Genomic DNA, 12,221 nt, shown 5'->3' with positions numbered 1-12,221 from the left:
TCACCTAAAATCTAAAAGTCTACGAACTTATTTTTCTTTTTCTTCTTTAGCTCGCTTAGCAAATACTGAATGCCTAGAATGAGGAACCACTTTAAGTCTATCCTTATCAATAAGCTCTCCTGTAACTGTGCAAACGCCATAAGTACCATTTTGAATTCTAGTAAGCGCATTTTCTAAGTGTACAATATATTTTCTCTGTCGGTCTATAAGGATGCCAAGGTTTTCTTTTTCAACAGTATCAGGTACTTCTTCTAATAGCTTGACACTTACTTCTACACTATTATCATTACTTTTATCTAATGCCTCTTGAATAAAAACAAGCTCTTTACGTGCTTTATCTAACTTCTCTAAAATAAGCTTCTCAAACTCTTTTAGCTCCTTTATTGAATATTTGTTTTGTTTACGCTCTTCCATATCTATGTAGATTAAATTGACAAAAGGATAGCTATATAATACTCTTTATAGGATAGGCTTTACCTATAAATTACTTATACTGCTTTATCCAATTAGCTTATTTTTTGCCTTATACACTAGTTGCTGTATATGCAGTATAAGTAATTTATCTTGTTATGTCAATACTTGTATTAGTCTACTTGGCTATCTGCTTCTGCAGCAATTACACTTACAGAATCTACTACATCTGCCAAAATTCTACCACAGTGCTCACATTTTATTATTTGCCTTTTTTCTTTGATTTCTGCTTGCATTTGTGGATATATAATCGTAAAACATCCCCCACATGCCCCCCCAGCTACTGTTACTACAGCTAAGTTATTGCGCACATTATTTCTAATCTTCTCATAGCTTTGAAGTAAGGCCTTATCAATATTAGCTTGTAATTGTTGACACTTTTTATTTAATTTTTCTTCTTCTCCTTTGCTTTCTCCTACTATTGAATTTAAATCTTCTTGCTTAGATGCCAGGTTCTGTTTGGCTTTTTCAATAGATTTATTAAGAAATTCAATAGCATGCTTACTTTTTTCTATTTGTTCATAACTCTCTTTAATCTTTTTCTCTGCTAATTGAATATCTAATTTATGTAACTCTATCTCCTTAGTTATAGCATCATATTCTCTATTATTCCTTACATTCATCTGCTGGTCCTCATATCGCTTCACTTGTGCTTCTATATCTTTAATCTTTATGCGTAGCGAGGCGATATTTTGCTCTAGATTAATAGTCTGTTCTTGGCAGGTTGTGGCTTGCAACTGTAGGTTAGACAAATCATCTTCTAACTTTTTCACTTCCTGGGGCAACCCACCTCTTACTTGAATAATTTTATTAATTTGTTTATCAATTTCTTGTAACTCAAGCAAAAGGCTAAGGTTTTTTACAGTATTGTTTTCCATAAAGTATATGTCAAATTTTATTTTAGAAGTATTTAGAAGTAATAAACTGGGTTAGTTTGTATTGCACTTTTTAATAACACAATGTTACTAAATTTTTCGGACAATTTGTTATAGATTAATTCTTTAATAGCTATTTCACTTTCATAATGGCCTATATCTGCTATTAGAATTTGATCTTCGGCACTAAAAAAATCATGATATTTTACATCCGCTGTTACGAATACATCTGCACCTTGCTTAATAGCTTCTGTTAATAAGAATATACCAGCTCCACCACATAAAGCGACTTTTTTAATATCCTTTTTAACTAGAGCAGAGTGCTTTATACAAGTCAGTGCCATTTTTTCCTTAAGATAGGTAAGAAATGCCTGGTTATTAAAAGATCTAGGCAGCTCTCCTATTATTCCACTCCCCACCTGTATATCCATATTTTCTATATTTTGGATATAGTAAGCTAATTCTTTGCAAGCGTATAATTGCTCGAGAGCGCCCACTATAGTTTTGGATAAATAAGCTGGAAATACTACTTCTAGTTGATGAGCTGTTGCCCACTCAACCTTATCATCCTGCTTTAATGTGCCTATAGGATGGTGTATAGATCTGTTACGCTGAAACGTAGCAGTACCTGCACTACTAGTAAAACTACAATTGCTGTAATGATTTATATGGCCTGCGCCTGCCTGATGCAAAACATTGCGCACTTCTTCTAATTGTAAAGGAGATACAAAAGCAGTCAACTTTTGTAGGGTATGTGGCTTAGGAAGCAATATTTTGCATGCTTCCAAACCAAGCTGCCGAGCCATATTGTAGCTTACTCCCTGTATAATATTGTCTAAATTAGTATGTATTGTATAAATGGCTATATTATACCTAATAGCTTGTATAACACATCTTTCTACATAATTTATACCTATTAATTTTTTTATAGGTTTGAATATAATAGGGTGGTGTGCTATAATTAAATTGCAGTTCTTATCTTTTGCTTCTTCTATTATAGTTTCTGTAATATCTAAGCATAACAGTATACCAGTAACTTCTGTAATTGGACTACCTATTATAAGTCCAGCATTATCATAACTCTCTTGATAAGCTAATGGTGCCCACTGCTCTAAATAATTTGTAATATCTTTAACTTTGACCATATACAGTAAATAATGAGCAAATTTTATATAACATGTTAGCAAGTTAATAATATTATGTGGGCTTTATGATATTTGAAAAACTTAAAAGGCGTCTATTTATTATAGGCTTAAACCTAATAACACCCTTAGGGTGGCTCTATGGGTTAATTATGCGGCTTCGGAACTTTTTATACAACGCTGGACTTAAACAAGTTTATGAGTATACCCATCCAATAACAATTATTAGTATAGGTAATCTTACGGTGGGTGGCACAGGAAAGACTCCTTGTATAGAATACTTACTCCGTTTACTTCAAGAAAACTTTTATACAGTAGTAGTAAGCAGAGGATACAAACGCAAAACGCACGGATATAGAATAGCAAATATCCTGGACAATGCACGAACTATTGGCGATGAACCCTATCAGTTATATAAAAAGTTTGTTACTAAAAATGCCAAGACACAAGTCATCGTATCAGAAGACAGGGCAAAAGCTATCCAAAGATTGATAACTAATTATCCATATACAGAAGTTATTTTATTAGATGATGGTTTCCAACATAGACGCGTAAAGCGAAAATTAAATCTTTTGCTAACCAGTTTTCATAAACCTTTTTTTAGGGATTATATATTGCCTGTGGGTAGGCTTAGAGAACCTAGACAGGCAGCAAGTCGTGCAGATATTATTCTTGTAACTAAATGTCCTGAAGTACTAACATATGATATGCAAGAAGACTTTAAACAACATATTAACCTATATTGCAAGACTCCTACTCCACCTATTTTCTTCACTCGTATTCAATATAGCACTCCTAAAAGTCTATACCCATCTCATGCAGATAATTTCTCTAAATATATTGTATTAGTAACAGGAATTGCCGACCCAGCTCCACTAGTAGAATATGTATGCAAAACTTACCAACTAGTGTACCATATTGCATTTAAGGACCATCATCAATTTACCCAAACAGATGTAAGAAAAATTGTATCCATTTTTAATCAAGTTACTTACAAAAAAAAATGTATATTGACCACAGAGAAAGACAGTATGCGTCTTATAGACCCAAATGTATCTTCTATTTTAAGACAAATACCTGTATTTTTACTCCCTATGTCTATGGAATTTATTGAAGGGGAACAAGCTTTCACAAAGCTTATCTGGGATAGTATAGAGAAATAGTATTTAAATTTTAATTTTACCCTTGTGTCATATCGCTCATATATATGTCTTATTGCCTTTTTTCTAGGATGGTTTAATAACCTTAAGGCACAGGAACAAGAGTTTTTAGATGATAGTACTCATGATGTACATGGTCTGCACACAACCTTTTTCCTTACACCAGCTGATTTAAAATACAATATATCAGGCTTCAAGCCTTTATCTGTAAATATTGAAAAAATAGACCGTTTTACTTTTAAGCAAAAAATGGCCTATAAAGTTCAAGACCTTGGGAATGAGGGGACAGCCACCAAATCTATTTTTTATACCTTACCGCAAGCAATTGGAGCTCATAGTGGTTTTTATGTTTATGATGCATATTTCAGAAATCCAAGCCATCAAAGATATTATGATACAAAAGCTCCTTACACCGATGGTACAGTAGTTTTTGCTAATTATGGCAGTTACTCATTTGAAGGTTGTCATGCTAGAAGCTTTAATAAAAACTGGCATTTAGGTGCTATGTTTGAAACCATAATGTCTGATAGAGAATATATCCCCTCAAAAATTCCTTATGATAGGCAGGTAATTACTTATCCTTTTACATTGTTTGGTCATTATAAAACTGATAACGAAAGATATCAGCTTTTAGTAAGTTTTTATAGAAAAGAGCATCGTAACAGAGATACAGGAGGTATTGTAGGTAAAGATAGTAAGGTAGATAAATGGCTAGAGGCTAAAGCAATAATTAACAACAACTTATCCACTGCAGATAGTGTGGAAAGCGGAGAACTAAGGCAACAATATTACCTATACCATCAAGCAGTTTATGCGGAACCACTACAGGTATACCAGGAGGTCATGGTAAGAAATACTAATAATTATTTTACAACTAGAACTCTAAATGCCAAGTCCAAAGCATTCTTAGCAGGTAATTTGTTAAATAAACTAGACAGTATTGAGGATAGCACAACCATGCAAACATTTTCCAACGAATGGGGAATTAAGGGGAAAATAAACCGTATATTTTACCAATATTATACACGTGAGAAATTAATTAAGCTAGAAAAAATTAATTTACTTCCAAGAACACTAGCAGAATATTACTTAGGGCTTTATACTCGCATAAATGTTAGGGATAATATAGATTTTATACATTTGCACGGTGAATATTTGCAAGGTGACTTCTATAAAATACATACTTCTTATAAGGGCTCTATACTTGAATTATCGTACGACCAAGTTAAATATAGGCCCTCGTTTTTATCACTACGCTATGAGAGTGTTTATCGAAATTGGAATAAAAATTTTAAACCTCCTGTAGGGCGGCAACTAGAAGGATCATGCCGCATACCATTACCTGGTGTATTAGTGAAACCCTATGGAAGATTCGTCCATATCCAATCCCCCATTTATTTCCAACATGTTGATTCTGCTGGCACTTTTAGTACACTTATAGAACCACATCAGGAAAAAGAGTACGCCCATATCATAACTTGGGGTACTAATATCAACATAAGTTTATTGACATATTTTCATCTAGATACTGAGATAGCTTCTACACAAGTAGGGGGACCAGCTGCTAACGCTTTTAGAATACCTAAATGGTATACTAACGTCAGGTCATACTATGCCAAAACTTTTTATAAAGGCAAATCAGAGATTGAGACGGGTATAGAATGTAATTGGAAATCTAGTTATCATGCTGATGGATATGACCCTATCACACAACAATTTTTTAGACAAGACGATTTTAACGTATATTCCTATCCTATTATTGAATTATTTTTCAACTTTAGAATTAAAACTTTTAGAGGTTTTTTAAAAGTTGTACATGTCAACCAAGGATTGTTATCCAAACCAGGATATTTTGTAACACCATTTTATCCAGGACAGCTTAGGTCTATAGATCTAGGTTTTAGTTGGTCTTTATTCAATTAGGATAATATAATTGATCTATATGAAACTAGCTATCATAGGTGCTACAGGCCTTGTAGGAAGCACCTTACTTAAGCTCATAGAAGAACGCCAGTTCCCTGTAAAAGAGCTGCTGTTAGTAGCTTCAGAGAATTCTGAGGGACAACCTATCTTTTTTAAAGATAGAGACTATAAACTTATCAGTCTGGATACAGCGTTAGCTGCTAAGCCAACAGTCGCTATATTTTCGGTAGGTGCAGAAATATCCTTAACATGGGCACCACGTTTTGCAGAAATAGGGACTACCGTTATTGATAATTCGACTGCCTGGCGCATGCATCCTAATTATAAGCTAATTGTACCAGAAATAAACGCTCATCTATTAACAGCTTCAGATAAAATCATTGCTAATCCTAACTGTTCAGCACTCCAGTTAGTGATGGCATTAGCTCCACTGCACAGGCTATATCAATTAAAAAGACTTGTCATTTCCACTTATCAGGCAGTAACAGGTAGTGGTAAAGCCACCATAGAACAACTTTTATCGGAACGAAAAGGCACTCCGCAGACTCCATCAGCTTATCCGCATCCTATTGATTTAAATCTTATACCTCATATAGACGATTTTTTAGAGAATGGCTATACCAAGGAGGAAATAAAATTAGTCAATGAAACTAGAAAAATACTCAATGACGAATCTATCCAAGTGACAGCAACAGCAGTTCGAGTTCCTGTACTGGGCGGACACTCTATGGCTGTTAATGCTGCTTTTGAGCAAGATTTTAGCATAAAAGAGGTTATACAAACGCTCAAACAGAGTCCAGGACTAGTGGTACAAGACAATATACAAGAGAGTCAGTATCCTATGCCTATAATAGCACAGAATAGAAATGAAGTTTTCGTAGGTAGAATAAGAAGGGATGAATCACAGCGTGCAACATTAAATTTATGGATAGTAGCTGATAACCTACGAAAAGGAGCTGCAACTAATGCCATTCAAATTGCAGAATACTTGCAAGCACAGCATTACCTTTCAAATTAGTTAGATAGAGCATCTATTGTTCAATGTATAATAAGCTTAATATTTTTTAATTAACAAATGGCTGTTATATAGTTGTATACACGAAGCATAATCATAAGTTTCATGCTTATGAGAGCCTTTAGAATTATATATATAATAGCTATACATATTATAGGTATTATCAAAAAATGTGCAAGTTTATTTTATAAAAAAATGTGCTAATAAGCCACAAAGGAACTATCTTCACGCATTAGTTAAAAATAGTATTATACATCCATGAAAATAACAGAATCTGCCCTACCACAAGGGCAAGGAAACATGCCCCTAGAATCCATCATAACTAATAAACACGAAAAGGTTATTTACCATTATGATGAAGCTACAGGGCTTAAAGCCATCGTAGCTATTCATAATACAATACTTGGCCCTGGTTTGGGAGGAGCACGTATATGGGACTACACACAAGAAGAACATGCTTTAGTAGATGCGTTAAGGCTTTCTAAAGGAATGACTTATAAGTCTGCTGTAGCCGGTCTAGACCTAGGAGGAGCTAAAGCTGTTATCATAGGAGACGTAAATAAGCTTAAGAATGAGGCTTATCTACGTAAATATGGACAATTTGTAGAAAGCTTGCACGGTAGCTACATTACAGCCCCAGATGTAAATACTACGATGTATGATATGGTGCATATTGCTAAAGAGACTAAATATATAGTAGGGCTGCCTGCGGTATATCAAGGCAGTGGAGATCCTTCTATATTAACAGCCTATGGTACCTATATGGGCATCAAGGCAGTGGCTCAAAAAGCTTATGGAAGCGATAGCTTAGCAGGTAAAAAAATTGGGATACAGGGAGTTGGAAAAGTGGGAGCCATGCTAGTTGATTACCTGTCTAAAGAGGGTGCTTCTATTTATATTACTGATATCTTACCAGGTAGGCTAGCAGCAATAGCAAAAGAATACAACGTACAGGTAGTACAAGATGCTGAAGCATTCTATGAACTTGATATGGATATTTATGCTCCATGTGCATTGGGAGCAACCATCAATGACCAGACTATAGCTAAATTAAAATGCCAAGCTATTGCAGGCGCGGCTAACAACCAATTGGCGGATGAACATAAACATGGCCGCATGTTACTTGAAAAAGGCATGATCTATGCACCGGACTTTTTGGTTAATGCAGGAGGTGTTATTAATGTACATACTGAGTTTTATGGTAACTATAACGCAGAACTAGCCCACCAACAAGTAGAAAATATTTATACAACTTGCTTAACCATATTACAGCAGTCTGCACAAGATAATATACCAACCCAAGAAGCAGCCATACGTCTAGCAGAACAAAGAATACAATCTGTAAGAAACGCACGATTGGCATAAGTCTTAGTTAAAAAATCCTGCTTACTTTATAACAGATAAGCTATATCTTAGTTAAGTAAGCAGGTAATTAAGGCTTTCTTTTATAAATTTAGAACACATACAAGTTAACCTGTTGTGATAGATAAACCCATTATTAATCGCCGCTTTGTTCGCATTAAAGCTCTACAAAATCTTTATGCGTTTTATATTAACCAACAAGCAAATTACCAAAACGCTTTAGAGCAAATCAAGCTTGAATTTATTCCTGATGTCTTTGCAAGCACTCCAGTAAGTGAAGAACAGTTAGCCCAAGAGAAATCTCAAGCCACATTAATATTTAATTCTTGGGTATCTGAGGACAAAATACACTTGCCTATACAACATAATTACAGTGCCGTAATACAAGAAACTGCAAAAAAAGTATGGGCTAGCTATAAATTTAACCTTACACAAGATTCAAAAATATTAGGAAACGGCTGGGGAGCAGCAATAGATAGCATTCGGAACACTTATCTACTGATTTTACAATTGCTTGTTGAATGGTTCCAGATAGCACAGCAACAATCACAAAAAGCCAGCCAGCTGCGACAAGCTGGTATTACATATCCTATAGTGCTAGCGCAGAGCGAGCTATTAGGGCATTTGCAAACAAATAATACTTTTTTAGATCTTACACAGCAATATAAAGCTAGCTGGGAACCTCATATGGATGTAATAGTGAGGTGGTATAACCAATTTATTAAAGAAGCTCCCATATTAACTAGTGATACATCCATTACAGACAATGCAGGACAAGGACAAGCACTTATAAAGTACCTTGTAGAAGATATTATTTTTACACAGGAAGACATTCAGAATTTCTTTAATGATATAGACTTAAGTTGGATAGAACATAAGTCTGTTGTTAAAAAGCTGTTGCATGAATTATTATCAAAATCAGATATCGAGTTACTGGTAAAAGAGATAGAAGATGCCATGCAGATAGGAACCAATGCTGCTTCTTTTTATGATAAGCTAATAGCTACTGCTTTAGAGCAAGAAAAATTTATAGATAATCTGATACAGCAACATATAAAAAACTGGTCTATAGAAAGAACAGTACTTTTAGATAGAATTATCATCAAAATGGGATTATGCGAAATGAAATATTTTGATAGTATACCTACTAAAGTAGCTATTAATGAATATGTAGATTTAGCAAAAAAATATAGCACCGCTAAAAGCAGCAAATTTATTAATGGTGTCTTAGATACTATTGCAAAAACCATTTAAAAACAATATCTTGAAAGAATCTTTAATAAAAGAATCTTAAAAATCTTGGTATATGGGTATGCAAAAACGTTCTTCAAGTATTATTACATTATTGGTCGGACTAGCTTTAGGTACACTAGTAGGCATGTTATTTTCTCCTACTGGAGGCGCAACTATTAGGGGTTTTTTAGTGTATCAATGCAGAAAGGTATTACAAAATATAAAAAGGATGTTTACACATATGGCTCCTTTTCACCATGACATAACAATAGATAATACTGCTAAAGCTGCTAGCCAAGAAGTGATTGAGAGGACAGTAAAAAAGGCAAAGAAAATTTTAGAAGCAGCCGAATTATTATCCAATCAACTGGATGGGAAATAATCCTCATTTTTAAATTGTTTAAGTCATTCTTTTAATATAACTTAGACACTCCATACGTTTAACCTTTAACTATTATGTTTAATTATATCATTTTATTAGAAGCGACCGTTGCAAAAGGCATTGATGTAAAACAAATAGCACTTATTGCTAGCTTTGTTTTAGTCTTTTACTTTTTTATGATTCGTCCGCAACAAAAAAGACAGAAAGACCAACGCAGCTTTATCGACCATATCAAGAAAGGAGATAATGTAGTAACCATTGGAGGTATTCACGGTAAAATACATGATATAGAAGACAACATAGTTACCTTAGAAGTAGATAACAGAGGAACTAAAATCAGCATTTCTAAGAGTGCTATCTCCATAGAAGCAACTAAAAAATTGCAGCAACCACAAAAATAGGTTGTTGCTTCCGTTAGGAGTAAAATATTTTATCTCCTCAGCACATCTAAATGTAGCTCAGCAATGACCTCAGAATACTTACCTAATATAGGTGTTCACGTGTCTACACTCTTTAAATTTAACCAAAAGCACATATTTCTCCCCTAACTAAGCAATTGACAAAAGCATACTTTATGGTTGTGTATAGAGATGACTTTTGTGATTGCTTGGCAGCTCTAATCTTGAAGAACCAAGTATGTTCTTCAAGCTAAAAACAGTAATTCTATTTTGGGTAGATACGTGAAACGGGTACTATCTAATGATATAAATATTGACAGAGTATAGCACAACTGCTCGTTGCTTTTTTATCAGCTCACCACGCTAATACAGATAAAGCGGCTTATTATTTTTATATTCTTGTATTTCGTCTGTTCTACTTTACTAAAATTTATATTATTTACCTTTCGATGTCCGCTTCTCAATCAACTTAACAAGTAAATCTTTTATTTTTTTCTGTAAAGCAGGTTTATCAGGACCAGCTAACACCTTTAATTCTTTGCCATAATAAGGTATAAAATCAAAACCTGCTTTTACTCCTAGCTCTGCCCATTCTTTCGGTGTTTGAGGTAAAAGGCAAGTCCCTAATGCTGCTTTTACTAACTCGCTACCAGGAACTAAAAGGTCTACCAGTCTATTGAATGTCTTTCTTAATGTTTCCTTATCCAAAATAGGAACTTAAGGCACAACAGGCAACTGAATAACAAATTGATTACAAAAATAAAGCAGTGAATTATCTAAACTATTTATACATGCTCGTAAAAACTGAATCTTCTGAATGCCTTCCAGAATAGGACGATTAACATAATCTTTAACATCTGAATTGAAATAAAGCTTTTCTGTAGCTCTACGTTGGGCTTTAAATACCTCTGATATATTGGCTACATGGGTGGCTAGCTGTTCGGCCTCTGCTTTCAGCTCTCTACGCTTAGTATCACTACCGTCCATTTTTCCTAATAAAGCCTGCATGTCTTTATGGCTATCCTCTACTAATTCTATGGCATCAGTAGGCGCATTGATTTCTTCTTCTAGTTCTCTGTAGGCTACTTGTTCCTCCTCCGTTTCTCCTTCTTGTTCTTCTTCATAATCAGATAAATTTCCGCCTTTTGTAGCTAAAAGTTGCCCCAATTCTTCCTTATACTTATATAAGCTTGCTAAAAGCTCATTAGCTATTTCTAAATGTTCAGGTCTATAGTTTTGGTGAAACTGAATATTCCCTGGATGTTCTTTGGTATACTGAATAACTACTAAAGCCTCTTTTATTTCAATAATTTCTTTGTTTATACACTTTAGAATATAACTTATATCTTTTTGTTGCTTCTCAGTTAAGCCTTGAGCTGTATTAGTTTCTAATAGCTCTTCTCGGAAGATTCTAGTATACTCACCAAATCTTCTCAAATTACCTCTTCGAGAAGAAGGTATAAAAATTTGTGTAGGCTTAACTATTCCTATTTCTGCTTGTTCTTCAGCCAGACGACGTTTTACAAGTATTTGTAAACTCTCATTTTCTAGATGCTCGATTTGCTGTTCTATCTTCTCTTTTTCTTTTCTCCGCTCTTCTTTTTGCTCTGCCTCTTTCTTTGCAGCTTGCTCCCTGGCCTCTTCTAACTTTCTGACTGCTGCATCACTCTCTGCACGCATTTCTGCTATTTCTAAGCTAGCATTTAACCTATACTTTAATTTGACGTCTTGAACCTCTCTAGTTATAATATCTATGAACGCTTGCACAACAGCAGGTTGCCCTAACTCTGCAGCAGCATCCACTACTTCTAATGATATGTTTGTTTCTTCTCCTTTTTCTAGTTTACTAAGTGTTGCTAGTAAAGGGCTAAATTCTAATCTAACACTATCTGCATTTAACTGAGGATGCTCTTTGATATGCTCATCTATCGCTTTTTTAATATCTTCTATCATAGCTTCTGTTACTTCTCCTTTTCCAATATACCCGTTAGTACAATTACATTTTGCGTATAAAGTAGCTAATAGTAACAATACTATCAGCTTTAGAGTGTGGAGATGTCGGCTATGGATACACATATATTATCAATTAATTTAAGAAATCCTTATTTTTTATTCATACTTATGGGGTAAATCCCTTTGCTTGATAGTCAATATGGGACAAAGATGGCTTCTACCCAACTAATACTACTTCAATGCCTACATGACTAACTACCTAAATCAAGGGGCCATTAAACCACTTTACTTATATTTTTCTAACTCG

12 protein-coding genes are annotated in these 12,221 nt (G+C 34.4%); 7 read left to right on the top strand and 5 right to left on the bottom strand.

Features of this window, described 5'->3' with window-relative positions; genetic code table 11:
- Window positions 1–27: 27 nt before the first annotated feature.
- From AASI_RS02180 to AASI_RS02170, 3 genes are all read right to left on the bottom strand, one after another.
- Window positions 28–414, bottom strand: coding sequence for a TraR/DksA family transcriptional regulator (locus tag AASI_RS02180; RefSeq protein ID WP_012472608.1), 387 nt, complete (start codon window positions 412–414; stop codon window positions 28–30).
- 170 nt (window positions 415–584) lie between these two features.
- The gene (locus tag AASI_RS02175) at window positions 585–1,349 is read right to left on the bottom strand and encodes a zinc ribbon domain-containing protein (RefSeq protein WP_012472607.1); all 765 of its coding nucleotides are present in this window, start codon (window positions 1,347–1,349) and stop codon (window positions 585–587) included.
- 32 nt (window positions 1,350–1,381) lie between these two features.
- Window positions 1,382–2,491 (bottom strand): Nif3-like dinuclear metal center hexameric protein, encoded by a 1,110-nt coding sequence (locus AASI_RS02170; RefSeq protein WP_012472606.1) that lies wholly within the window; start codon window positions 2,489–2,491, stop codon window positions 1,382–1,384.
- A 65-nt stretch (window positions 2,492–2,556) separates the two neighbouring features.
- On the opposite strand from AASI_RS02170, the gene lpxK reads away from it, so the two are divergent.
- From lpxK to yajC, 7 genes are all read left to right on the top strand, one after another.
- Complete coding sequence (lpxK, locus tag AASI_RS02165; RefSeq protein WP_012472605.1) at window positions 2,557–3,651, top strand: tetraacyldisaccharide 4'-kinase; 1,095 nt, start codon at window positions 2,557–2,559, stop codon at window positions 3,649–3,651.
- 24 nt (window positions 3,652–3,675) lie between these two features.
- Entirely contained in the window at window positions 3,676–5,571 is a 1,896-nt protein-coding gene (locus AASI_RS02160) for a putative porin (RefSeq protein ID WP_012472604.1), read from the top strand.
- Window positions 5,572–5,590: 19 nt separating this feature from the next.
- The gene (locus AASI_RS02155) at window positions 5,591–6,589 is read left to right on the top strand and encodes an aspartate-semialdehyde dehydrogenase (protein WP_012472603.1); all 999 of its coding nucleotides are present in this window, start codon (window positions 5,591–5,593) and stop codon (window positions 6,587–6,589) included.
- A 255-nt stretch (window positions 6,590–6,844) separates the two neighbouring features.
- Complete coding sequence (locus AASI_RS02150) at window positions 6,845–7,951, top strand: Glu/Leu/Phe/Val family dehydrogenase (protein WP_012472602.1); 1,107 nt, start codon at window positions 6,845–6,847, stop codon at window positions 7,949–7,951.
- 114 nt (window positions 7,952–8,065) lie between these two features.
- A complete protein-coding gene (nusB, locus tag AASI_RS02145) occupies window positions 8,066–9,202 on the top strand; it encodes a transcription antitermination factor NusB (protein WP_012472601.1) in 1,137 nt (378 codons plus the stop codon).
- Between the two features lie 58 nt (window positions 9,203–9,260).
- Window positions 9,261–9,563 carry a YtxH domain-containing protein gene (locus AASI_RS02140; RefSeq protein ID WP_187146287.1) on the top strand — a complete coding sequence of 101 codons (303 nt, stop codon included), beginning with the start codon at window positions 9,261–9,263 and terminating at the stop codon, window positions 9,561–9,563.
- Window positions 9,564–9,637: 74 nt separating this feature from the next.
- Entirely contained in the window at window positions 9,638–9,964 is a 327-nt protein-coding gene (yajC, locus tag AASI_RS02135) for a preprotein translocase subunit YajC (protein WP_012472599.1), read from the top strand.
- Between the two features lie 432 nt (window positions 9,965–10,396).
- Here yajC and AASI_RS02130 read toward each other — a convergent pair whose 3' ends face one another.
- Complete coding sequence (locus AASI_RS02130; protein ID WP_012472598.1) at window positions 10,397–10,669, bottom strand: hypothetical protein; 273 nt, start codon at window positions 10,667–10,669, stop codon at window positions 10,397–10,399.
- Window positions 10,670–10,678: 9 nt separating this feature from the next.
- Window positions 10,679–12,037 (bottom strand): hypothetical protein, encoded by a 1,359-nt coding sequence (locus AASI_RS02125; RefSeq protein WP_148204918.1) that lies wholly within the window; start codon window positions 12,035–12,037, stop codon window positions 10,679–10,681.
- Window positions 12,038–12,221: the final 184 nt, after the last annotated feature.

The sequence above is a fragment of the Candidatus Amoebophilus asiaticus 5a2 genome (assembly GCF_000020565.1).
Taxonomy (GTDB): domain Bacteria; phylum Bacteroidota; class Bacteroidia; order Cytophagales; family Amoebophilaceae; genus Amoebophilus; species Amoebophilus asiaticus.
Note: the sequence above shows the minus strand (reverse complement) of the source record. Positions and strands in the feature narration are given on the sequence as shown.

What these genes read in the sequence shown, in the direction of transcription:
- AASI_RS02180 (WP_012472608.1), bottom strand. Translation starts at nt 414, where the DNA reads ATGGAAGAGCGTAAACAAAACAAATATTCAATAAAGGAGCTAAAAGAG.
- AASI_RS02175 (WP_012472607.1), bottom strand. Translation starts at nt 1,349, where the DNA reads ATGGAAAACAATACTGTAAAAAACCTTAGCCTTTTGCTTGAGTTACAA.
- AASI_RS02170 (WP_012472606.1), bottom strand. Translation starts at nt 2,491, where the DNA reads ATGGTCAAAGTTAAAGATATTACAAATTATTTAGAGCAGTGGGCACCA.
- lpxK (WP_012472605.1), top strand. Translation starts at nt 2,557, where the DNA reads ATGATATTTGAAAAACTTAAAAGGCGTCTATTTATTATAGGCTTAAAC.
- AASI_RS02155 (WP_012472603.1), top strand. Translation starts at nt 5,591, where the DNA reads ATGAAACTAGCTATCATAGGTGCTACAGGCCTTGTAGGAAGCACCTTA.
- AASI_RS02150 (WP_012472602.1), top strand. Translation starts at nt 6,845, where the DNA reads ATGAAAATAACAGAATCTGCCCTACCACAAGGGCAAGGAAACATGCCC.
- AASI_RS02140 (WP_187146287.1), top strand. Translation starts at nt 9,261, where the DNA reads ATGCAAAAACGTTCTTCAAGTATTATTACATTATTGGTCGGACTAGCT.
- yajC (WP_012472599.1), top strand. Translation starts at nt 9,638, where the DNA reads ATGTTTAATTATATCATTTTATTAGAAGCGACCGTTGCAAAAGGCATT.
- AASI_RS02125 (WP_148204918.1), bottom strand. Translation starts at nt 12,037, where the DNA reads ATGTGTATCCATAGCCGACATCTCCACACTCTAAAGCTGATAGTATTG.